The following is a 23,342-nucleotide window of genomic DNA, read 5'->3' as shown; positions in this document are numbered from 1 at the left end:
CCTACTGCGCAGGAAAACACGCAACAGTACAGCAACTCCAAGGCTGCTACTTTGTTTGGAGATAGTATAAATGAAGTGATTTAACGCCTGCAGGGGGCGCACGCAGCAGAAGCTGGCGCACCAGCAAATGTGCGGACTTCCGGTGTTTGTATAAACTAGAAAGCGTACGGGATTTCTTTTTGTAGAGCAGGGCAAGCAGCTTTGTCTTCAATCTGCTGAATGCCGGCAGCTGTCGCAAAACCAGCAACAGGTCTTCCCTGCTATCTACATCCGACTTGGTCTGAAGCAATACAAAGGAATGAAAACCATGCTGCTGCCTGTAGGCGTAAAGCTTTAACTCCTGCAGCACCTGGTCCGACTGCCAGCTCAGCAGCGATAGCCGTTCCGGGTCAAAGCTGTTTATATGCAACCCGATCAGGTAGGCACCGCCGTCGGAGGCAGGACCGATTACCAGGTTGTTGTGCTGCAACTCCGCAGCGGCCTGCAGCAAATCATCCGTAGCGAGCGAGGGACAATCGCTGCCCACACATATCACCCGCTGATAGCCTTTGTCAAAGGCATACTGGAATGCGTTTGCCAGGCGTTGGCCAAACGACTCTCCCTGCTGCCGATCCGTATAAACTGTTACCAAAGGGAGTTTGGCTTTATGGCTGACCGCCAAGGTATGGTTCAGCAGCACACTGGCTATCTTGCGGGTACTGCGCGCACTAAGCTCTGAACTAAAGTTTTTAACTTCGGCTTCGTGTGCAGCGGCATGCGCAAACAGCAGGATGGCGGTATCGGAGGTTTTTTGTTGCAATCGTCAGACGGAAGTGCCCTCTACCTAACGCAGTTGTAGCCGCGTTAGGTTCGCGTTCAGCAAACGCACTTCCATCTTTCAATATATAAAAAAGGATATGGTTAGGCAAATAATCCTCACGGCAAAGCTCAGATCATGAGCTCACCTCGCCCATTACGTACAACTGCTCTAAGGTAGGGTTTACACTCCCACCCGCAGGTTCCAGCGTAACGGCGAAGGCCTGAGCTGCTCCGATTCCCTTCATGGGCTGCAACAGCTCTCTGCTTTCACCTTGCTTCAGGCTGATGAGGCCAGCGTCAATCGGTTTCCCGTCCAGCAACGCCCATAACTGGTATTGCTTGCCTGCTGGAGGGGCTGGCAACTGAAGCGGGTCTATGTATACCTGCTGCGCTGCGGCATTCCAATATACCAGCACCTGTGCATCCGCGTGGCCCTCTACCCCTTGCAATCGCACTAGCCTGAAATCACCGCTGCGAAGCACCTGCAGTGCCTGCTCTTGCTGATTCAAGCGATAAGAAGCTGTCTGGTAGTTCTGTGCCATCGTTTGCTCCAAGGCCAGCGCTTGCGCCAGTTTGTCTTCGGCATTCTGCCAGTTCTGGTAAAAGCGGATGCTCATGAAGCCTGACAATAGAAACAGCGCAATACTGGCAGCAAACATCCATTTATAAGGGGAGCTCTCAGGTTCCTGGACAGGGTACAATGGACGCACAGGCTGCTCATCTTCCTCTGCTACGATTGTGTCATCGGAAGGAGAATGCCCTATCTGGTTCAGTATACGGTTCTTCAGCGCAGGATTGGGAGCCACAGCGTAAAGTGAGGCGTATTCCTCCATTACACGGCAGGCCTCCTGCAGCGCGGCATGCACTTCAGGCGAGTCGGCTGCGCGGTGTTCCACCTCTAGCTTCTCTTCCTGGCTTAAAGCACCCGCAGCGTATAGTTCTAATATTCCAGACGCTATGTATTCGTCGTTATTCACGTATCTTAAATAGTTTTCCTAGTGTTTTAATTGCACTTCGTGCCCTCGTTTTCACAGTCCCCAGCGGAATATTAAATTCTTCTGCAATTTCGCTTTGAGTCAACCCTTCGAAGTACATGAGATCGATGACCTGCTTTTGTTCCGGGCTCAGTTTCTCTGTGACCTCCCGGATTCCGATATGCTCTGGCTTGAACCCCGAGGAGCCATACATGGCCCGCGGCGATTCAGGGATTTCATCTGTCTTCTGACTTACGCGGTACTGCTTCGAGCGGATTTTATCGATGGCTAAATTTCTACAGATGTTGATCATCCAGGTAAACAACCTGCCTTTCCTGTCATCGTAGCTTTGGAAGGAACTCCATATCTTCACAAAGGCCTCCTGCAACACATCCTCAGCTGTTTCTTCTTCACGCACAATCTTCAGCACCACGCCATAGAGGGTAGCACTGTACATGTCGTAAAGCACGGATACTGCCGAAGAGTCTTTTGACCGGAGTCGGGCAATCAGTTCCTCTTCCGAAATCGTTTTGATAGGTTGGTGTTGCACTTGCTTGCTTTGTGTAAAAAACGCTGCCTGGGCACAGGCACCTTAAATGTATACATTAATTTTGGAAAACTTTTCTTATAACTAAATTCAGGGGAAAAAGTTATTTTAAAAGCATGCAAGCCACACATCCCTCGTATTGCTGCGTATATTTTTCAAAAAGCTGACCTACTCCATGGCAATAGAAACTACAAACCCCGCTACCGGCGAAGTAACCAAAACATTTGAGCCCCACTCGGCAAAAGAAGTACAAAAAAAAATAGCGGCCGCAGACGATGCATTCAGGCATTGGCGTGATGTGAACTTCAAAGAGCGGGCCGGCTACATGCTGAAACAGGCAGACATTCTGGAGAACGAGGCGGAGCACTATGGGCGCATCATTTCCCTGGAGATGGGCAAACCGCTGAAAGACGCGATAGCGGAAGTGAAGAAGTGCGCGTTGGTTTGTCGTTATTATGCCACCCACGCCGCCGACTTTCTGGCCGATGAGGAAATAGACTCCAAAGCCTCGCGCAGCTTAATCGCTTTTGAGCCGCTGGGGGTGGTGCTGGCCATCATGCCCTGGAACTTCCCTTTCTGGCAAGCCTACCGTTTCCTGGCTCCTGCCCTTATGGCGGGCAACGTCGGCATCCTCAAACACGCTTCTAACGTGCCGCAATGTGCCCTGGCCATTGAGGAGATTGTTCAGAAAGCAGGTTTCCCTGACAGTGTGTTTCAGACACTGCTGATCGAATCGGGGGAAGTGAGTGCTGTGATCGAAAACCCTTTGGTGAAAGCAGTGACGCTAACAGGCAGTGAGGGGGCCGGCTCAAAAGTGGGCGAGAAGGCCGGCCAGCAGATCAAGAAAACCGTGCTGGAACTAGGCGGGAGCGATGCCTTTGTAGTGCTGGAGGATGCTGACCTGGAGCAGGCCGCGCAAGTAGCAGTGCAGTCACGGATGGTGAACAGCGGGCAAAGCTGCATTGCCGCCAAGCGCTTTATCGTGGTGGAAAGCGTAGCCGACGAGTTCCTGGGGCGTATGGCCACGATCATGGGAGACCTGAAAACCGGAGACCCGCTGGCAGATGACTGCGACTACGGCCCAATGGCGCGCAAAGACCTGGCTGAGGAGTTGGCGCAACAGGTAGCGCAATCCATACAGCAAGGGGCTGAAGTAGTGCTCGACGGCGGTTGGGAAGGCGGTAACAGCGCCTACTTCAAGCCCATGATCCTGTCCAACGTGCAACCCGGCATGCCTGCCTACGAGGAAGAGATGTTTGGCCCTGTGGCTGCCGTAATCATCGTGAAAGACGAGGCAGAGGCTATTAAAGTCGCCAACGATTCGCGCTATGGTTTAGGCGGTGCCGTCTGGACAAAGGACACAGACAGGGGCCTGCAAGTAGCCCGGCAAATCGAGACAGGCGCTGTATTCGTCAACGCCATCGTACACTCCTCCCCTGAGATGCCTTTCGGCGGTATCAAAAAATCAGGGTATGGCCGTGAGTTGTCGTACCTGGGTATCCGCGAGTTCGTGAACCAGAAAAGCATCTGGGTCGGTTAAGCAACCTGGCTTTTTGGGCGGGCTGATGTGGGGTCCAGAGGCATTGTGCTTAGCCTCCGCATCAGCCCTTTTAATTTATGATCCGCAAGCAGACGCTAACAGTATCCGAGAACCTTATAAACGATATAGCCGGTCATCTCGTGGATGAGAAGCTGCCAGTTGCTAAAAGCGGCGATGCTCGGGATGATGGTTTCGTCGGGTGTGAAACGGCGCTCGGAGGCGTAAAAGTCCGTGCTGAACGGAGTCGCCTCCAGCCCTGCCTTCTGGAAGCAGCCTGCAGAACGGCGCATGTGAAAAGCCGACGTCACCAGCAGCAGCTTCTGCCACTCTGGGTGCTGCTGCATCACGGCAGCCGTATTGGTGGCATTCTCGTGCGTATTGCGGCTATTGCCTTCCGTGAGAATGTCCTCCTCCGGCACCCCTGCCATCAGCAACACCTTCTCTATCTGCTCCGACTCCGGCACGGCTGTAGCCAGCACTAGCCCACTTCCGCCTGTAATCAGAAACTTATCTACCTTCCCCATCCGGTATAATTGCAACGGGTGCAGAAAACGATCCGCCCCTTTGTGGGTATGGATTCTGTCCGGGATGTCCTCGCGGTAGGCCGTAACACCCGTCAGGACAACAGCCACGTCGTGGTGCGGAAGGTCTTGTATGGGAGTGGCCTCCACCTCCCAGGCCCGCCAGGCCTCATTCGCCAGAAAGGGATTTGAGAAAACCAGGAGCACTGCCAATGCAGCCAACAAAGACGTGCGCCGCCATTTAGCAGACTTCAGGAATACGGCCAGCAGTAGAAGCGCCAACACCCAGATAAAGGGCATCAGGAAGAAATGTAGCGTTTTGGAAAGGATAAAGAACATTGCCCAGCGTTTAATACAACGGCCAAAGCAAAAGAAGCTACAGCAGCCTCACCACAACAGCAAGCATGGCGTGATGTTAATCTAAAATCCTCTTATTCCTTTGGCGGCGGCAATTTAGTTATTATGCATGGAGCATAAAACTGTCAGTAATCAAAAGAATTTCCGGACAAGCCACATCACCAGCGAGAACAGGATGCTCAGCAGTATCATACTGGTGATAGGTGCATAGAAACGCATGTTCTTCTTCTCCACCCGGATATCGCCGGGCAGGTTTCCGAACCAGCTAAACTTGTCGCCAGCAAGCCAAACCACCAGCCCTACCACTACCAGTACAATCCCGAGTAATACGATCGTTTTTCCGAAAGCTGGCATCTGTCTGTTGGCTTGGTTGAGGTTGTACGTGGGGCTCCTTTACCGAAAACTCGCGCGCAGGCCCAGGCTGAAGCTCATAATGTCCCAGGCGGTCAGGGACTTGTCCTTTACGGCAGAGGTCACAATCAAATCATACGTGTTCACGTCGCCATAAAAGCTTATCTCCCGGAAACCGTCGCTGTGCGGCAATGCCAGGTTCAGCGCTGGGCCCAGGCTGCCTGTTAGGCGCAGGCTGCTGGTCCACCAGTAATAATCGTTGGTGGGGTATGCGTTAGACCAGTTGGTAGAGAACTGGCTCCGGAAGTAATAGCTAAGCCCCAGGCCCAGGCGCACAGGCGTTACTGACAGGTTTTCTTTGAGGCATACTTTTTTGAACGGCTTGTATATACCCTTCAGCGTGAGCACATGCAGTGCCTCCGCTGCATCAAATTTAGGCACATAGCCATAGAAAAACTCCGCGTTGAGTTTATCCTGTGCAAAACTGTAACTGGGGGCAACCGAAAACATGCCGAGGTTTCCTGCAAACTGTAGGCTTACCGCATCCGGTGCATACCATTTCCGGGCTGCTTGCGCGCCTACTTCCACACCCTGCCCAAACGAGCACAGTGGCATGAGGACTAGAAAAAGGACGCTAAGGATAGAATTGGGTTTCATAAGGGCAAGGTTAAAACGTAACACGCTCATAGGTTGCTTGCTGCCCGATCACGGTAAACACCAGGTACTCCCGGTCTTCGGCAGCGGCTGTCTGCACATAGGGCACCTTGCCATCGTGCGGAAAGTATTCCTTAAAGCTGTGGTTGTGGCCATGCAGCGAGAAACGTGCGCCATACCGGCTCATCAGTTGGTAGTACCGGTCCGTTTTCTCCGGGCCGAACTCGTAGTTCTGTGGCGGAATGTGCGAGAGCACGAAAATATTCTCAAACGCGGCAGCGGCTTTCAGTTCCTTTTCCAGCCAATCCAGGTTCGGTACTTGCTTCTGGAACTCGATATAATTAGTGTTCAGCATAATAAACTTGCTGTTTCCCACGGTAAAGCTGGTGTCAAAATCACCATACATAGCCTGAAAGGCCTGCTGCCCATTGTTCACGGCATCGTGGTTGCCGATCACCGCCACATAAGGCACCCCGATGGTCTTGAAATCCTGGTGGATGAGTTTGAGCTCTTTGGCAAGGCCGAAATCAGTCAGGTCGCCGCCCACCAGCACAAAGTCGATGTCGTTGCGCTGCCGTATGCTTTTGGCCATGATCTCGTTCTCGGTATAAAATCCCTGCAGGTCCGCCGTCAGGATAAAACGCAGCGTATCGTCCGGCGAGATGTTGAGCTTCTCGATCTGAGCGATGTTGCGCCCGTTAATGTTTTTCTCGTCCTCGGCCAGCCTGATCTCGTAGGGGCTGTACTCAAACTCCTCGCAGGCTTGCCCTACCAGCGCCAGACCGAGGCTTGCGGCCAGCAGCGCAAGTGTGCGCCCGGCTCTGTTTATTTTTGAAAGCGTCATGCTTGTTTCTCCTTCTTTACATGTGCTCATACCATATAGTGTTCGGGAATGTTTCGGCTTCGGCAGCCGGCAGCCGGGGCATCCCTCAAAATAATGGCATTTGTATCATTTTATATTTATTAAAGGATATATAACTCTCTAAAACGCAAGATACACGTCAGGCTCACACCCGGCTTTATACCAGATATACGGGAAGGTTCCTCGCAAATGCGGCCTGAAAATCGTAAATTTGATTTCTGTTCAGACACATTAAACCCCGAAGTACTTGAAAGTTTGTATTGCTGAAAAACCTAGTGTCGCCCGCGAGATAGCCATGGTAATTGGTGCCAAGTCGAGGAAGGATGGCTATTATGAAGGCAACGGCTATCAGGTAACCTGGACCTTTGGCCACTTCTGCACGCTGCGTGAGCCGGACGATTACCGCCCCGAGTGGAAGCGCTGGAGCCTCTATGACCTGCCGATGCTCCCGGAGCGATATGGGATAAAACTCATGAAGGACAGCGGCGTGCAGAAGCAGTTTGGCATTATCAAGCAACTCCTGGCCAATGCCGACGAGGTGATCAACTGCGGGGATGCCGGGCAGGAGGGGGAGGTAATCCAGCGCTGGGTACTGACGGAGGCCAACTACCGCAAGCCCTTCAAACGCCTCTGGATCTCGTCGCTCACCGAAGACGCCATCCGGCAGGGCTTTGCCAAGCTGCGCGAGGGCTCCGAGTTCGACTCGCTGTACCAGGCAGGCAAGAGCCGGGCCATCGGCGACTGGTTGTTGGGCCTGAACGCCACACGCCTTTTTACGCTGAAGTTTGCCAACGGCAGCCGGCAAACCCTCTCGATCGGGCGGGTGCAAACGCCTACATTGGCGATGCTGGTAAACCGGCACCACGAGATCGCCAACTTCGTGCCGCAGCCTTTCTGGGAGCTCAAGACTGTATACCGCGACACCACCTTCTCCAGCACCAACGGTCGCTTTCAGAAGGAAGAGGAGGCGCAGAAAATCATGGATGCCATCCGGCAGGCGGAACTTACCATTACGGACGTAGAGATCAAGAAGGGCACTGAGTCCCCTCCCCGCCTCTTCGACCTGACCTCGCTACAGATTGAGTGCAACAACAAGCTGGGCCTCTCGGCAGACGAAACCCTGAAGACGGTGCAAAGCCTGTATGAGAAAAAGGTGGTTTCCTATCCGCGTGTCGATACCACCTTCCTCCCGGATGATATCTACCCGAAGATTCCGGGCATTTTGCAGGGGCTCAGCAGTTATAGCCAGGAAGTCGCCCCGCTGCTGCAAAGCAAGATCAGGAAAACAAAGAAAGTCTTTAATAATAACAAAGTAACCGATCACCACGCCATCATCCCGACTGGCGCATCGGCAGGCAGCGTGTACGGCCGGGAAGCAGACGTATACGACATCATCACGCGCCGTTTCATTGCCGCCTTTTACCCCGACTGTATCGTGAGCAACACCACCGTGATGGCGGAGTCGGCGGGCTATACCTTCCGGGTGCGGGGCAAGCAGATCCTGGAGCCGGGTTGGCGTGTGCTCTATGGGGCCGATGATGTAAAATCTTCTGACGCGCCGGTTGGCAAGGAGGGCGAGAACAAAGACGAGGAGGAAGCCAGCGGCGTGCTTCCTAACTTCGAGAAAGGCGAGCACGGCCCACACGAGCCCCTGCTGGACAAGAAAATGACCAACCCGCCCAAGGAGTATACCGAAGCCACCCTGCTCCGCGCCATGGAAACGGCAGGCAGGCAGATAGAGGATGACGAGCTAAAAGAGGCCTTGAAGGAAAACGGCATCGGGCGCCCCTCTACGCGTGCCGCCATCATCGAAACGCTCTTTAAACGCCAGTACATCCGCAAGGAGAAAAAGAAGATCATACCTACCCAAATGGGCATTGACTTAATTGGGGTGATAAAAAACCAAACGCTGAAGTCGGCGGAAATGACCGGGCAATGGGAACGCAAGTTGCGCCAGATTGAGGGCGGGGAGTTTAAGGCGGAGGCGTTTTTGCAGGAGCTGCAGGAGTTCGTGGTCAGCCTGGTACAGGAAGTGAAGTACGACCACGCCGCCACTGTAACGCTGGAGCCGCAGCAGGAAAAAGGTACGCCAGCCAAGGCCAAAAAGAAAGCCACAGTGCCAAAAGAAGCCGCCAAGCCGGACCAAGGGCTGGGCGCCTGCCCTGCCTGCCAAGAAGGCTATATCCTGAAAGGCTCCAAAGCCTATGGCTGTAGCCGGTATAAAGAGGGTTGCCGCTTTTTGATCCCCATTGCGCAGCACGGCAAGGAGCTAACAGACAAACAAGTGCAAGCCTTGCTCAGCAAAGGCAAGACGCCCACGATCAAAGGATTTAAAGATGCGCAGGGCGAAAGCTTTGATGCCGTCCTGAAACTGGGCCATGCGAACCAGCTTGTATTTGAAAAAGCGGAGAAAGCCCCTGCAGCCGATCCGTTTGAGCAATGCCCGCGTTGCAAGCAGGGCAAACTGCTGAAGGGGAAGGCGGCCTATGGCTGCAGCCGCTTCCGGGAAGGGTGCCGGTTTTTAGTACCGTTTGAGATGGGCGGCAAGCAGCTGTCTGATAAGCAGATCGAAAGCTTGCTGCTAAAGGGCAAAACGCCGAGAATTAAAGGCTTTGTATCAGAAAAAACCGGAGAGCCCTTCGATGCCGCCCTAGTGCTGAACGAGCAGTGGCAGGTGGTTTATAAATTCTGAAGTCTGTATGATATTTTAAAACAGCGTCGGCCATACCCTCCGGAGGGTATGGCCGACGCTGTTTTGCATTACGTTTGTTAGCGTACGCTAAACTGTACCTGCTTTTCGGTTACGTTAGTCCGGTTGTCAGTAGCCGTGATCTTAAGGGTATAGTTTCCTGCCTTTGCCTTGCTCAACGACACAAGCGTATCCATTTCGATCACCGTCTTCCGGTTCATCAGGCTAAAATCCACGAGAGGTGCCTCTCCTGTTCCACCGGCCACATACACATGCAGTTGCTTGATGGCATCTTTGTCGATGATGGTGGCGGCAACTGGCAAGCCTTGTGTTGCCGTGAATACCTGGTTTGTCGTTGGCTTTTTAACCGTCACGTTTGGCTTGGAGCCGTCTGGCCCCATAGAGTCCTCCCCCAACAATTCCGCGCACGAACTAAGTGTGCTTATTACGGCCAGCGTGGCCACTAGCATTTTAATCTTCATGTTCTTTGGCTAAAAGTAAAGCAATGGCAAAGGAAAGCGGAACAGCTGATGACATCTATAAACCGGTCAAGCCATTCATTATCACTTTCTTCTACCGACAATATTAAGGCTATTATCTTAGAAATCGGGTAAAAACATCCAATTTTAATATTACGCTTCCGAAATATTGTAGCAAAGAAACTTCCCTTATACGCTCATATCCCTATTATATCCAGATTACAACATATATAGTTATAAGCAAGGCCATTATTATCTGCTGCTTTTGTGTGCAATTTCACTAATTGTGCTGCTTCTTTTTTACACCTGCTGGTACATCTTCGACTGAAGCTGGGGCTTTTACAGGGAAGAAATATGCTGAATCAGGGAAAGGGTGAGCGGGCGGGGGTATACAGGAAGCTGTATTTATACGGTAACTTATAGGCCTTATACCCGTAAAAAAACACATCCAACGTTGGTTTACCGGTGTTGGGTGATACGATATTTCTAAACCTAAAACTATTTAACTATGAGAAGCAACGATAATACTGGTGGCTACGGCACATCATCCACCAACCCATATAACAGCAACGACAGGGGCCAGACCGCTGGCTCTGGCGGAAATTATTATTCCGGAGATTTCGGTTCGGCAGACAGAGAGCGTCGCCAGGCCCGCACTGGCGGTAGCAGCTTTGGCAACAGCCCCAGCCGTGGCGCTTATTCAAACTCAGGTTCCTCATCTGATTTTGGCCGCTCAGGAGGCTACGGAAACTCCGATAACAACTATAACTACGGCGGAACATCCAGCTATGGCCGTTCCTCAGGCTCTGGTAGTAACTATGGCTCTGGCATGTCCGGCAGCCGCTACGACAACGACCGGTACAGCTCTAATTCCAACTATGGCTCCGGCAACCGCTACGGCAGCGACAGGAATCGATATGGCCACGACAACGACCATGACAGCTGGGGCGATCGCATAGAGAACACCTGGGAAAGAACCAAGAACAAGGCTTCTAATGCCTGGGACAGAGCCACCGATGACCATGACCATGACAACGACTACAGAAACCGTAACTACGGCTCTGGCAGCTCCTTTAACCGCAGTGGATCAAGCTATTCTGGCCGCTACGACTCAGACCGTGATTCTAACCGCAGTTACGGTTCCGGCAATTATGGATCAGGTTCAAGCTCAAATTCTGGGTATGGCTCTGGTTCTTTAGGCACTGGCGCTACAGGTTACGGTTCAGGCACATACGGCACGGGCTACTCAGGCTCTAACTATGGCACATCCTATTCAAACCGCCATGCAGGCAACTCTTCTGACTGGGATAGAAACCGCCACCACAGAGACCATGATCACGACCATGACCGCGGATTCTTCGATAGAGCCGGCGACGAGATCAAGTCTTGGTTTGGGGATGATGAAGCAGAGCGCAGAAGAAGAGAGGACGAAATGCATGAGCGCCGCCATCACGACAGCGACCACAACCGCTATGGGAGTGGGAGCACGCAGGGAAACTCCTATAGCGGACCTCCCTACTCTTACGGGTCATCTTCGCGAAGAGACTATGAGTGGTAGGTATACCAGCATGCGGCCATATAACTATGGCTACCATTGGTAACCCCACCTAAGCTAGTGGCCTTATCGCCACTCCAATAAAAAATCCCCGCTGCCAACGCAGCGGGGATTTTTGTTTTTTTTGCTTCACCAAGAAGGCTATGGCTTACTTCTTCTCCTTGCCCAGCTCTTTATTTGGTGTTCAGGGAGTAGATGCGCTCATATTGCTTAAAGTTGTCTAAGTCCACGTTCAAGTCGTGCAGCAGCCCTTCTGCAATATCGTATACCAGGCCGTGCAGCTTTGGCGGGTTGTCTGTTTGCATGGCGTTCTGGATGATGGATGTTTTAGACAGGTTGTATACCTGCTCTATCACATTCAGCTCCACCAGGCGGCGCAGGCGCTGCTCCTCGTTCTCGATGTTGTGCACCTCATCATCATGCAGGCGAATCACATCCTTAATGTTGCGAAGCCAGTTGTCGATCAGGCCGAACTGCTTGTTGCTGGCAGCCGCCGCCACACCACCGCAGCCATAGTGGCCACAAACGATGATGTCCTTCACCTTTAATACCTCCACGGCATACTGCAGTACAGAAAGCAGATTCAGGTCAGAATGCACTACTACGTTAGCGATGTTACGGTGCACAAAAATCTCCCCTGGGCCCATGCCTGTCACCTGCTCTACTGGCACACGGCTATCAGAGCAGCCGATGTATAGGTATTTCGGCGATTGTCCTTTTGCCAGGTCTGCGAAGAACTCCTTGTTTTCAGACTTTTTATTTTCTGCCCACTTCTTATTGTTCTCAAATATCTCTTGCATCGTTTCTTTTATTGTAAAACTCAAATATAGATTCTTTCCAATTCAATTTACAGCCTAAAGCAACTTAGTGCATGTCCATCACTTCTACCTCCGGCACGTTCAGCACCTCCACTACAATGTCACGCTCATGCGCCGTTTTACGGAACTCATGGATCGCCTCCACCACATCGTAGTCTATATACTCTGAATTCTCGCCATCTATGATCACGTGGCTATGATGCGGTAGTTTGTCCAGCGTCATGATAATGCTGGCTTTGTTGAGGAAAGAGACATGCTCGCTCAGCTTGATGCGGATAATTTCTTTCTCCTTATTATCCTCCCGGTGATAGAAGTATGGCGACTTGTAGTTCGCCTTCAGGATAAAGAAAATCCCTACTGCCAGTCCCACACTGATACCAACCAGCAAGTCGGTGAACAAGATAGCCAGAATGGTCACAATAAACGGTATAAACTGCTCAAAGCCCAGTTTGATCTGTGACTTATAAAGCGCAGGGCGGGTAAGCTTGAAACCTACCACCAATAATACTGCCGCCAGCGCCGAAAGCGGGATTAAGTTCATGAACTCGGCCAGCAACAGTACCGATGCGGCCAGGAAGATACCATGTACAAAGGCAGACATTTTGGTTTGTGCCCCAGTAGCCACGTTTGTGGAACCTCGCACAATCACACCCGTCATCGGCAAGCCGCCCAGTAAGCCAGCCACCATGTTGCCGACACCTTGCGCCTTCAACTCACGGTTAGTGGGCGTGCGGCGCTTGTGCGGGTCCAGTTTGTCAATAGCCTCCACGCTCAGCAGCGTCTCGAGGCTGGCTACGATGGCAATGGTGAAAGCCACAAGGTACAGTTGCGGATTGGCAATCTGTTCCATGCTCAAAAAGTCCAGTTGCTCCGTCAGGCCGCTAAAGCCGTCGATCACCGGCAGGGTGACCAAGTGCGATGATGCCACCGCCATCTCCGGCATAAAGTTAATGAACAGATAATTGATCAGAACTGAGAGCAGCACCGCCACCAGGGCACCCGGTATCAATTTCAATACCTTGTTCTGCTTGAAAAAAGGCCTGTCCCATATCAGCAGGATTGCCAGTGAGACGACACCGATGATCAGCGCGCCCAACTGTATGTTGGAAAGGCTGTAAGCCAGTTCTGAGAAGGTGTTGCGCCCATCAGGTTGGAAGAAGCTAAACTCCCCGAAGAAATCGTCGTCTGCACCCAAGAAGTGCGGAATCTGCTTCAGGATCAGGATCAGGCCGATTGCCGCCAGCATACCCTTGATCACAGAGGAGGGGAAGTACAAACCGATCACACCAGCCTTGAGGAATCCCAGCACCAGTTGCAGGAAACCCGCGATCACGACGGCCAGCAGGAACGACTCATAGGAGCCCAGCGTCTCGATACCGTTGAGCACGATAACTGTTAGGCCGGCGGCAGGTCCGCTCACGCTCAGCTGCGAACCGCTCAGCCAGGATACCAGCACGCCACCCACTACACCGGTAACGATACCGGCAAACAGCGGGGCACCGGAGGCCAGCGAGATACCTAAGCAAAGGGGCAACGCCACGAAGAAGACAACCAGACCGGCTGGAATGTCTTGTGATAAGTGGGCTAAATAAGAAGGGTTGTACTGTTTATCTTTCATACATCTAATTTCGTCTTGGCCATTGCGGTGCAGCAAAAAAACGATTTGCGCTATCGTAGTCAGACCATTGTTGCAATGTAATGTTGCCACATTAAGGCAATATTAAAGCGAGATTAAAATCAGATTAAAATCAGCTGTAATTGGGTATAAACCGGTAAGCTTGGGGCAACCGGATGATTACCTCCGTGCCTTCGTGGATGATGGAGTTGACGCTGATAGCACCGTTGTGCAGTTTCAAGATCCTGTCGGCCAGTGGCAAGCCGATTCCATGCCCGGTAATATAGCGGGCATTGTCTGCCCTGAAGAAAGGCACGAACACATGCTTGAGGTCTTCCTTCGAGATGCCCATACCCCTATCCTGCACCTGCAGTGCAACATCCTCTTTGCCTACCACAATGCGCCCGATCGCCACCTTACCGGAGGGCGAGAACTTAATGGCATTCTCCAGTACGTTCAGCACGGCAATCAGCAGCAGCGCCTCGTTGCCCTGCACAATCAGCCGGTCCTCGTCACTGGGCAGCTCGGCGAAATCAATCATGATCTGGGCATTTGGCTGCCGTTTGAGGGCCTGATCGCGGGCCATCCAGACCAGTTCGTCGAAGCGCAGGTAGGTATAGCTGATCTTGGCCGGGTCGATACTGGCCTGCGCAATCTGCAAGAGCCCGTTCGAAAGTTCCGTTAACAGGCGCGCGTCTTCCAGGATCGAATGGAGCACCCGCTGGTACTCTTCCGGCTCGCGCGGCTTCATCAGGGCCACCTCTAATTCCCCGATTATGGCGGTGAGCGGGGTGCGCAACTCATGCGAGGCATTCGACACAAAGGTGCTCTGCATCTCAAACGCCTGCTCGAGGCGGTATAGCAGTTTGTTGAAGGTCTGCGCCAGCACCGATACCTCGTCCTTGCCATCGGCATTGCTGAGCCTGCGGCCCAAGTCCTTTACGCTGATCTTCTCTACCTCCTGCACCACCTTGGTGATGGGTCGCATGGCCTGCTTGGCAAAAGCCCAGCCCGCCACCGCCACCACTACCATCGCAGCCAGAAACCCGCCTATCAGGATAACCTGCAGATGCTCGAGTTTGCGCAAGCTGTAGGCGTCTATAGAGGATGAGAACACCGCAAAATCCCCCTGATTATCGGGGTAGTAGATCCCGACCACCTGGCGCACGCCCTCGCTATACTGTATGGATTTTCGTTTCCGGATCTGTTCCAGCAAGCCAGGGGTGATGCCCAGGTCGCCCTCCCCTTCCGAGAAAACCAGGGTGCCGTCGGTTCTGTAGATCCGGACCGCCTCGTAGGGCAACTCCTGAAAATAGCTGATCTCGTTCTGCCTTCGATCCCGCTGCCCCACCTCGTCGGCCTCCAGGATGTGCCTGGCGGCAATGGTGGCCCGCCGTTGAATGCGCGAGTAGAAATCGTCCTGGCGGTAAAAGGAGGTGAAAAAATAGACCAGCAGCGAGAAGAGCAGCAGGATAACCCCCAAAATGCTGGTAAACTGTATGGTTAATCTTGTCCTGATCTTCATTAGTCGTCCTGCTCCTTCATCACATACCCCATCCCCACCAGGGTATGGATGAGTTTAACAGGGTGCCCCTTGTCTACTTTCTTCCGCAGGAAATTGATGTAGACGTCAATCACGTTGCTGCCCGTGTCGAAGGATGTTTCCCATACCTGCTCCGTTATATCTACCCGCGACACTACCCGCCCCCGGTTGCGCAGCAGGTAGTGCAGCAGCGCAAATTCGCGGGCAGTGAGGGAAACGGGTTTGCCAGCCCGCTGCACTTTTTTCCGCGTCAGGTCCATTTCGAGGTCGTCTATCTGCAGCACTTCGCTTATTGGGGTGTCCGCCCCGCGCCTGTACAGGGCACGGATGCGCGCCAGCAATTCTTTAAACTCGAAGGGCTTGGTCAGGTAATCGTCGGCACCGGCATCGAGGCCAGTGATCTTGTCATCGGTGCTGCCAAGGGCTGTCAGCATCAGGATAGAGACGGTGGTATTCTGCTGCCGAATCTGCCGGCACACCTCCAGTCCGCTCATGTTGGGCAGGATCACGTCCAGAATCACCAGGTCATACTCGTGCTGCAGCGCCATCTTCACCCCGAACACACCGTCATAGGCCTGCTCCACCTCATAAGATTGCTCTTCGAGGCCCTTTTTAATGAAAGAGGCTACTTTGGGTTCGTCTTCTATCAGCAGTATTCTCATGTAACGCTATACCGGGGTTAAGTGCTGCAGCCGCAACAATGATATATAGCAAAGATACGCAGCAAAAGCGTCTTAAATATCCTATACTGGCCTTTTCCGTTTAGGAAGCTATGGCACATGCACATCACGACCATGCCGGACATCAGCACGGGGCCGGCGATAACATTAAAGTAGCCTTTTTTCTGAATTTAGGCTTCACGATCCTGGAGATTATCGGTGGGCTGTGGATCAACAGCGTGGCTATACTCTCGGATGCGCTGCACGACCTGGGCGATTCGCTCTCGCTGGGGCTGGCCTGGTACTTCGAAAAAGTGGCCAAGCGCGGTCGGGACCAGCATTATACATTCGGCTACAAACGCTTTTCGCTTTTAGGGGCTGTCATCAACTCCGTCGTGTTGCTGGTGGGGTCCATCATCATCCTCTCGGAGGCCATTCCGCGCACCCTGCACCCTGAGCAGGTTAACGCCACCGGTATGATTGGCTTTGCCATCCTCGGCATTGTAGTGAACGGGGCTGCCGTGCTCCGACTCAAGAAAGGAGCGTCTATCAACGAGCGGGTCGTGAAGCTGCACCTGATGGAGGACGTGTTGGGCTGGGTAGCGGTGCTGGTGGGCGGTATAGTCCTTTACTTTTTCGATATCCCGATCATCGACCCGCTCCTGTCAGTGGCTATTACGGGTTATGTGCTCTTTAATGTGGTGCGCAACCTGCGCCAGAGCATGGCCATTATGCTGCAGGGCACCCCACATAACCTCAGCCCCGAAGATATAGAGACCAGGTTGGTGCAACTGCCTCACATACAATCGGTGCACGACCTGCACATCTGGACGATGGACGGAACCTACAACGTGCTTACCTTGCACGCCGTGGTGACACCGCAACTGGGCCTGCAGCAGACGGAGGAGGTAAAGAAGCGCCTTCGCCAGGCTATGGCCGAGATCGACATCCAGCATGTGACCGTAGAGATCGAGTCTGCCGAGGTGGAGTGCAGCCATCCGGACCGAATCTGATCGTGGCAGGCTGCCGACAGCAGGGTGTTAGTTCTGGTTCAGGTGCACCGCCTCCCGGATCATATCGGAGAAATAAAGTTCGTCGATGTCTGCCAGTGAGCGCACTTTCACGTGTGGGTATTGGCCGTTGCGACTTACAAGGCGGCGCTTCGGGTCAGAGAGTTCCTTGCCTCTGAAAAAGCCGAAATGGATGCCGCTACGCGAAGAGGCGAAGTAGCATACAGGCCCGTAAAAGAAATAGCAGGCACAATCCCACCGTACCGTTTCCTCTAAATGAGCCACAGAAGCATTGATGATGCGCCGAACTTCCTGCGCCAGCTTTTGCTTTTCGGGTGCCAGTGATTGGATATATTCTCCCACTTGATTGGTAGATGCTTTGCTTCTCATAATATAGGGTCTGTGTAGAAAGTCAGGCTTTAAGCGTGTATATACAATAATAGATATATATACTAAAAACAACCTTGTCTGGTTACCCTATATTACGTCTTTTTTGCTATTAACTAAAAAATAATTACTATTGACTTGCCATATATTTACGTTTATCAAATATATGTTTAAACGTTATTTAGACATGTCGCCATACTCCAGCACGCTTAACAGATTTTGTTCGAGGTCATCTAAGGGTATATACCCGTGCTCAATCTGCTGCAGGTCCTGCCCCACCTGCACGTAAGTGCTCGGGAACGTCGTAGCCCCGATGTCCTCCACGTAGTTAAACTCGTCCTCTACCTGCTGCATGATCTCTTCAGACTCGAAAAGCGCCAGGAACAGGTTCTCTCGGATGCCAAACATCCCTACCAGGCGCACCAGCACGGTAGTATCCTTCAAGTCGAGGTTATCGACATAAAAGGCTGAGTGAAAAGCCCGCAACACCTCCAGCACCAAGACCGGGCGCAGCAGGCGCACGCACAGCAACGCCCGGCACGCCGGCTCTGTGTTATACACAAAGCCTCGCTGCGTGAAAAAACGGTAATTAAAAGGCAGGAAGGTTTCTGCCTGCACCCGGTGCCAACTGCCTGCCAGGTGATTTTTGTCGTCCTGGCTGATGGCTGCCTGCGCATGGGCGTGCAGGTCGCCGAAAAGCACCTGCACCTTTAGCCTCCCATGCCAAAGCGCACGCAAGCGCCGTACCACAGGCGTAAACCCATAGCACCATGCGCACATGGGGTTGGTAATGTATAGCAAAGTGGGGGATTGGGGAGCGTGTATCATTTGTTTGCAGATTTTGATTGTTTTACCGCAGCACGGCACCTCAGGTTTTAAAGTTGAACCCAACCGTGCCGATAGCCATACCCTTCCAAAGACTTGGCTTACTTGTAGATCATCTTCACGGTCATGCCACCATCAATAGCCAGGCTTTGCCCGGTGATAAATCCCGCCGCCGGGGAGCAAAGAAAAAGTGCCGCTTCCGCAATGTCTTGCGGAATACCGACGCGGCCAACCGGGTGCTGCCGTTTGTCCTCTTCCGAGTGATTCGGGGTATACCGCCTGGCTTGCTTCTGCCACTCCCCTACTTCAATCCAGCCAGGGGCAAGTGCGTTTACCCGCACGTGCTCGTCGGTGAGGCTTACGGCCAAAGCATGCGTCAGGGCCTCAATACCTCCCTTTGAGGCGGAGTAGGCAAAGGTGTTTGGCTCAGACATGGAAGCACGGGTGCTGGAGATGTTGAGAATGGCAGGGTGAGCGGCCCGCTGCAGCAAGGGCAAGGCATATTTTGCGCAAAGCAAAGGGCCTCGTAAGTTGACTGCCAGCACCCGGTCATATTCCGTTATCGACAGTTCCTGCAGCGGCCCCGTAAACGGATCCGCGATGCCGGCATTGTTAATGAGTGCATCCAAGTGCCCATATGCCTCCTGCACTTTTGCCATCAGGTCCTGTACCTGTGCCTCTTCGGCCACGTCGCAGGGTATAAACCTGGCTTGTAGCCCATGCTGTTGCAACCGCTGCAGTGCTTCCGCCCCAGCCTCTTCGTCCACGTCAGCCATTACCACACTAGCGCCGTTTTGGGCAAATACCTCTGAAATGCCAAGCCCTATACCTTGGGCCCCGCCGGTTACAAGCACGACTTTGTCTTTATAATATTCGTTCATCAGCTTTCCTTTTTTGATTGTTATGTACGGATACCGGGCGCGCGGCAGTTACGAGGGTACACGAGTGCGTCTTTGTTTGTACCAGCCTTCTTGTTAGTAATTGGCAGGTTAGAAAATGTAGACTTCAAGCCCAACTTGCCCTAATCCGTAAATTGCTGCCACCACAGTTCGCTGGGGCTTGTAGGAAAGGATACCAACAAGCTGTCCGCCCTATAGCAAAAAAAGCGGCTTCTCTTTGCCAGAGAAGCCGCTTTTAAAATTCATTGTGGACCAGGCTAGTTATTTGCTTTTGGCCATACCCTTAGCGGTACCTGGCATAAACTTTACGGTTTTAAGGACGTGGTTCTGGCCAGTAGCACCACCTGCTGGCTTAACGACCAGGTACACATCGTGCATTTTACCATCTGTTACCTGCTGTAGCACCAGCGTGCTGGTAGCAGGCTTGCGCTCCCCGGCTAAGGCTAGCTGACCTTCACCAATCTTGCGGCCTTCTGGTGTATCCAGGCGTGCCTCGAGCTGGTATTGGGTCTCTTCACCGTTACCAATGCCGGTAATCTCTAAAGCGCCGATATTGGTAAGGTCTACCTGAGAAACCTTTGCCCACCCCTGGTTACCCGGGAAGATAAGGTATGTGGCACCGCCAAACTCCACTTTGTTGAACCCCTGCACGCTCATCTCTTTGGCATCTACTGCATTGCTGCGCAGGTATACGGCATCACCACCAGACAAAGGCTTGATGCCTGCACCTCCCTGATCGGTATAAGTGGCCACCAGTTTCAGCACGGTATTGTCTTTGTTTTTAGCATCAGGGTTGGCTACCACCTGGCCGCTTGCCGGCAATGACTTGGGCGCACCGCCAGTTTTGTTAAGCGACATGATCCACTGCACAATCTGCTTGGCATCGGACGTCTTTAGGTTCGGATGGGCTGGCATAGCTGCCTCTCCCCATACCCCGCTGCCGCCTTTGATGATCTTCTCCGCCAACTGCAGCGTGGCACCACGCTCTTTCTTGTAGCGCTCAGCCACCTGCATATAAGATGGTCCGATAGACTTCTCGTCGATAGCGTGGCAGGCCTTGCAATCCAGGGTCATCATCAGGTTCTTGCCCAGCATCTCCGCCGACACTACCTGGTGGCCCATCGAAGCGCCTGCCAGGTCGGTACCTTCAACATAATCCACTGACACAAACAGGTTGTTCATATCCACCTGGCTGTCTGCGTCCTTTACCTTCACCTCGTAGTTAACAGGCTCGCCCTGGAAGTAGAAGCTGCGGTTGCCCTGCACGGCTACCTGCACGGCAGGCTGCTCGTTACCGGCATACAGCGCCAGCGTCTGGCTGGTGGAGGAAGCGTTATTGCTATCAAACACCTTTACACTGATCTCGTGATCGCCCTTCGCGCCGAAAGTATGGGTCAGCGTAGGCTCAGTCGTCTCCTTCGTTTTCCCGTCGATGCTCCAAACATAGCGCATCTTGTCGTTCTCAGGATCCTTCGCCTCTACTTTGGCTACTATCTTCAGGGGGGCTTTGCCATACTGGCGGTCTACCGTTACATCAGCGATCTTAGGAGGGCGGTTACCTGCCAGGTAATCAATGCGGGTCAAGCCTGAGTCATCGTTTTTGGAGAACCAACCGGAACCGTATTCCAGAATGTACAGGCGGCCATCCGGGCCCACTTCCATGTCAATGGCCCCCGACAGTTTTAACTCCGGCATGAACGGCTCCATCTTGTCGAAATCGCCTTCCGGTGTCATCGTCACAGCCTTGATCCAGCCGCGCATCCAGTCATAGATCAGCAGTTTCCCATCGTAGTAAGAGGAATAGCGGGTTTCTTTCGGGAACATATCCGAATAGTAAACAGGGCCCGCCATGGCATTACGCCCTCCGGTGCCTACCTGCGGGAATTCCGGGGACTCGGCATAAGGGTACCAGATGAAGGCTGGCTGTGCTTTCGGAAGCTCCTGCAAGCCGGTGTTGTTTGGTGATTCGTTGATAGGCTTGGCCGGGTCAAACGTCTCGCCTGGCTTGCCTTTGGCATAGTCGTAACGGTGATATGCGTAGTTGTCGCCGATGAACAGAGGCCAGCCGTAGTTACCGGCTTTACGCGCCTGGTTTACCTCGTCATACCCTCTTGGTCCGCGCACGCCCATGCTGTCGGCAGCGGCATCCGGGCCAACCTCGCCCCAGTACAGGGCGCTGTTCTTCTGGTCTACCGAGATGCGGTACGGGTTACGGTGGCCCATGGTATAGATCTCAGGCCGTGCCTTCGGGTTGTTGCCTTTAAACAGGTTGCCTTCCGGTATGGTGTAGGTTCCGTCATCGTTCAGCTTAATGCGGAGGACCTTACCACGCAGATCGTTGGTGTTAGCCGATGACCTGCGGGCATCATACTGCTCATGCCCTTCGCGAGCGTCGAGCGGTGCGAAGCCATGGTTCACGTAAGGCTGGCCCTTCTCGTTGAAAGGAGTTGAGTTGTCGCCTGTTGATAGGTACAGGATCTTGTCCGGGCCAAAGGCAATAGAGCCTCCTGTGTGGCAGCAGATGTCGCGCTGCGAGTAAAACTGCAGGATCACTTTCTCTGATTTCTCATCCAGCTTACCGTTCTTGTACACAAACCGCGACAAGCGATTCACCGAAGTGTCCACGGGGCTGTAAAACATGTAGATGTAATTGTTCTTGCTGAAGTCAGGGTCTGCGGCAAGTCCCATCAGTCCTTCCTCGGCATTCACCCCTTCTACCTGTGTCTTATGGTATACATTCAGGGCACCCACCTGCTTCACATCACCTGTTTTCTGGTCGTATAGCATCAGTTCCCCGCGGCGCTGTGCCACCAGGATATCGAGGTTCGGCAAAACTGCCATTTCCGTTGGCTCAAAAAATGCCCCCTGCGTTAGTTTGGTCGCCACAAAGCGATCGCTTGACGGCACACGCTGTGTCTTGGTCTGCTCGTAGTCCAGGTTTTTGTTGTCGCCGATGGCGTACTTGATACCGCCCAGCACATGCTTCAAAAACATCGGATCCTGGTATGACTCGTCGGTATGGCCCAGGCCTGTGTAAAAGGTACGGCCGCCGTCATACTCCTTATACCACGCCATAGGGTGGTTGTCGCCGTTCTTGCCGCCCTGGTACGAAGACTCATCCAGTTTGATGAGCACTTTGTTTTCCGGGTTTATATTTTTGAAATTATACCACTCATCGTAGCGCTTCCAATCCTTTGGCAGGTGTTCCGTTGCCGGGTTGTCGCCATCCACCACGTGCAAAACAGCTTCCTGCTGTTCTGGGTGGCTGTCGAAGTAAGCGCCTACCAAGCGGCCATACCATCCCCAACCATATTCCGTATCGGTGGCCGAGTGTATCCCCACAAAGCCCCCACCCGATTGGATGTAGCGTTCAAAGTCCGCCTCCTGGTAATTGTCAAGCACATCGCCCGTGGTATTCAGGAACACCACAGCCGCATACTGGGCCAGCGAGTCTTCGTTGAACACACTGGCATTGGTGGTTGTGTCTACCACAAAGCCGTTCTCCTGCCCCATTTTCAGCAGCGCGGCATTGCCCGCTGCAATGGAGTTATGGTGGTAGCCTGCTGTTTTACTGAACACAAGCACTTTAGGGTCTCCGGAGCGTTTGTCGCTACAGGAAAATAAGGTGAGCACGCTCAGCAGGTAAAGGCTGAAGACGCTTTTAAAGGAAACTTTGGTTATCATGTTGGTTCGCTTGGGCTGATATAAGTATGAATGTTATATAATGAGAAAACTTGTACTGGTTTGTTTCATAGTCAGCACGGTGGCTGTAAGTAGCAGTTTGAGGAGTGTTACGCCTGCCAGAGTTGATTAATCACTCGCTTTCGAGCGCAACACAAAGCCAACGATGGCACTTAGAAGCTATAAGTTTAAATATTTTTTTTCGTAGTGACAACAGAGAATTCACCCTGCGCAATACTTTTAACATCTGATGCCCTCTTTTCATTCAAATGCGCAATATTTCCCACCTCATCTTTACCACGCGCTTGGGCTGTAGCTCAACTTATTGTTGATGTGCCGGCATAACGGAAACATGTGTTGTGGCTGCCATTGCAGTGCATGTACTTTTAATAGCGTATTTTCTTACTCCTTATTATAGGGCATAATTATAGGGCATAAAAAAAAAGCGCTACGGAGTACGCAGCGCTACAGACTTTCGTCTTCGGGATTTTGCACCCTTATTGTAAAAAGATTTCAAAGATTTGATTTCTCAAATTCAATGCTAAAGTATATATTCATATTAGAATAAGCAAATAATC

20 protein-coding genes are annotated in these 23,342 nt (G+C 52.6%); 4 read left to right on the top strand and 16 right to left on the bottom strand.

What is annotated here, in order from left to right; translation table 11 throughout:
- Window positions 1-46: 46 nt before the first annotated feature.
- The 3 genes from ACXYMU_RS06380 to ACXYMU_RS06370 all read right to left on the bottom strand — a co-directional run bounded on the left by ACXYMU_RS06380 (window position 47) and on the right by ACXYMU_RS06370 (window position 2,322).
- A complete protein-coding gene (locus tag ACXYMU_RS06380) occupies window positions 47-799 on the bottom strand; it encodes a DUF2064 domain-containing protein (RefSeq protein ID WP_458985529.1) in 753 nt (250 codons plus the stop codon).
- Between the two features lie 133 nt (window positions 800-932).
- Window positions 933-1,775, bottom strand: a complete 843-nt coding sequence (locus ACXYMU_RS06375; RefSeq protein ID WP_458985528.1) for an anti-sigma factor — start codon at window positions 1,773-1,775, stop codon at window positions 933-935.
- Window positions 1,768-2,322, bottom strand: coding sequence for an RNA polymerase sigma factor (locus ACXYMU_RS06370; protein WP_458985527.1), 555 nt, complete (start codon window positions 2,320-2,322; stop codon window positions 1,768-1,770). Before ACXYMU_RS06370 ends, ACXYMU_RS06375 begins: the two co-directional genes overlap by 8 nt.
- Before the next feature lie 172 nt (window positions 2,323-2,494).
- On the opposite strand from ACXYMU_RS06370, the gene ACXYMU_RS06365 reads away from it, so the two are divergent.
- Window positions 2,495-3,859, top strand: a complete 1,365-nt coding sequence (locus ACXYMU_RS06365) for an NAD-dependent succinate-semialdehyde dehydrogenase (protein ID WP_458985526.1) — start codon at window positions 2,495-2,497, stop codon at window positions 3,857-3,859.
- Between the two features lie 95 nt (window positions 3,860-3,954).
- On the opposite strand, the gene ACXYMU_RS06360 is transcribed toward ACXYMU_RS06365, so the two are convergent.
- The 4 genes from ACXYMU_RS06360 to ACXYMU_RS06345 form a co-directional block, all read right to left on the bottom strand.
- Window positions 3,955-4,719 carry a YdcF family protein gene (locus ACXYMU_RS06360; RefSeq protein WP_458985525.1) on the bottom strand — a complete coding sequence of 255 codons (765 nt, stop codon included), beginning with the start codon at window positions 4,717-4,719 and terminating at the stop codon, window positions 3,955-3,957.
- A 150-nt stretch (window positions 4,720-4,869) separates the two neighbouring features.
- The gene (locus ACXYMU_RS06355; RefSeq protein ID WP_458985524.1) at window positions 4,870-5,091 is read right to left on the bottom strand and encodes a DUF2905 domain-containing protein; all 222 of its coding nucleotides are present in this window, start codon (window positions 5,089-5,091) and stop codon (window positions 4,870-4,872) included.
- Between the two features lie 39 nt (window positions 5,092-5,130).
- Window positions 5,131-5,745 carry a hypothetical protein gene (locus ACXYMU_RS06350; RefSeq protein WP_458985523.1) on the bottom strand — a complete coding sequence of 205 codons (615 nt, stop codon included), beginning with the start codon at window positions 5,743-5,745 and terminating at the stop codon, window positions 5,131-5,133.
- A 10-nt stretch (window positions 5,746-5,755) separates the two neighbouring features.
- On the bottom strand, window positions 5,756-6,586 hold the full coding sequence (locus tag ACXYMU_RS06345) for a metallophosphoesterase family protein (protein ID WP_458985522.1): 831 nt from the start codon (window positions 6,584-6,586) through the stop codon (window positions 5,756-5,758).
- 265 nt (window positions 6,587-6,851) lie between these two features.
- On the opposite strand from ACXYMU_RS06345, the gene ACXYMU_RS06340 reads away from it, so the two are divergent.
- Window positions 6,852-9,296, top strand: a complete 2,445-nt coding sequence (locus ACXYMU_RS06340) for a type IA DNA topoisomerase (protein WP_458985521.1) — start codon at window positions 6,852-6,854, stop codon at window positions 9,294-9,296.
- Window positions 9,297-9,373: 77 nt separating this feature from the next.
- On the opposite strand, the gene ACXYMU_RS06335 is transcribed toward ACXYMU_RS06340, so the two are convergent.
- A complete protein-coding gene (locus ACXYMU_RS06335; RefSeq protein WP_458985520.1) occupies window positions 9,374-9,775 on the bottom strand; it encodes a hypothetical protein in 402 nt (133 codons plus the stop codon).
- A 505-nt stretch (window positions 9,776-10,280) separates the two neighbouring features.
- Here ACXYMU_RS06335 and ACXYMU_RS06330 point away from each other — a divergent pair.
- Complete coding sequence (locus ACXYMU_RS06330) at window positions 10,281-11,330, top strand: SWFGD domain-containing protein (RefSeq protein WP_458985519.1); 1,050 nt, start codon at window positions 10,281-10,283, stop codon at window positions 11,328-11,330.
- 170 nt (window positions 11,331-11,500) lie between these two features.
- On the opposite strand, the gene ACXYMU_RS06325 is transcribed toward ACXYMU_RS06330, so the two are convergent.
- The 4 genes from ACXYMU_RS06325 to ACXYMU_RS06310 form a co-directional block, all read right to left on the bottom strand.
- Window positions 11,501-12,127, bottom strand: a complete 627-nt coding sequence (locus ACXYMU_RS06325) for a carbonic anhydrase (RefSeq protein WP_458985518.1) — start codon at window positions 12,125-12,127, stop codon at window positions 11,501-11,503.
- A 64-nt stretch (window positions 12,128-12,191) separates the two neighbouring features.
- Window positions 12,192-13,763, bottom strand: coding sequence for a SulP family inorganic anion transporter (locus ACXYMU_RS06320; protein WP_458985517.1), 1,572 nt, complete (start codon window positions 13,761-13,763; stop codon window positions 12,192-12,194).
- Window positions 13,764-13,893: 130 nt separating this feature from the next.
- Complete coding sequence (locus ACXYMU_RS06315) at window positions 13,894-15,285, bottom strand: sensor histidine kinase (RefSeq protein ID WP_458985516.1); 1,392 nt, start codon at window positions 15,283-15,285, stop codon at window positions 13,894-13,896.
- Entirely contained in the window at window positions 15,285-15,965 is a 681-nt protein-coding gene (locus ACXYMU_RS06310; RefSeq protein WP_458985515.1) for a response regulator transcription factor, read from the bottom strand. The genes ACXYMU_RS06315 and ACXYMU_RS06310 overlap by 1 nt, the downstream gene beginning before the upstream one ends.
- A gap of 110 nt (window positions 15,966-16,075) precedes the next feature.
- Between ACXYMU_RS06310 and ACXYMU_RS06305 the strand changes: the two genes are divergently transcribed.
- Window positions 16,076-16,975 carry a cation diffusion facilitator family transporter gene (locus tag ACXYMU_RS06305; protein WP_458985514.1) on the top strand — a complete coding sequence of 300 codons (900 nt, stop codon included), beginning with the start codon at window positions 16,076-16,078 and terminating at the stop codon, window positions 16,973-16,975.
- 27 nt (window positions 16,976-17,002) lie between these two features.
- Here the strand turns inward: ACXYMU_RS06305 and ACXYMU_RS06300 are convergent, their stop codons facing one another.
- The 4 genes from ACXYMU_RS06300 to ACXYMU_RS06285 form a co-directional block, all read right to left on the bottom strand.
- Entirely contained in the window at window positions 17,003-17,362 is a 360-nt protein-coding gene (locus tag ACXYMU_RS06300; RefSeq protein WP_458985513.1) for a DUF1801 domain-containing protein, read from the bottom strand.
- Between the two features lie 174 nt (window positions 17,363-17,536).
- Window positions 17,537-18,139, bottom strand: a complete 603-nt coding sequence (locus tag ACXYMU_RS06295) for a DsbA family protein (RefSeq protein WP_458985512.1) — start codon at window positions 18,137-18,139, stop codon at window positions 17,537-17,539.
- Between the two features lie 146 nt (window positions 18,140-18,285).
- On the bottom strand, window positions 18,286-19,065 hold the full coding sequence (locus tag ACXYMU_RS06290) for an SDR family NAD(P)-dependent oxidoreductase (protein ID WP_458985511.1): 780 nt from the start codon (window positions 19,063-19,065) through the stop codon (window positions 18,286-18,288).
- 279 nt (window positions 19,066-19,344) lie between these two features.
- Complete coding sequence (locus tag ACXYMU_RS06285; protein WP_458985510.1) at window positions 19,345-22,767, bottom strand: ThuA domain-containing protein; 3,423 nt, start codon at window positions 22,765-22,767, stop codon at window positions 19,345-19,347.
- Window positions 22,768-23,342: the final 575 nt, after the last annotated feature.

It is taken from the genome of Pontibacter sp. CAU 1760 (assembly GCF_054482735.1).
This window is presented reverse-complemented; position numbering and strand designations above follow the sequence as displayed.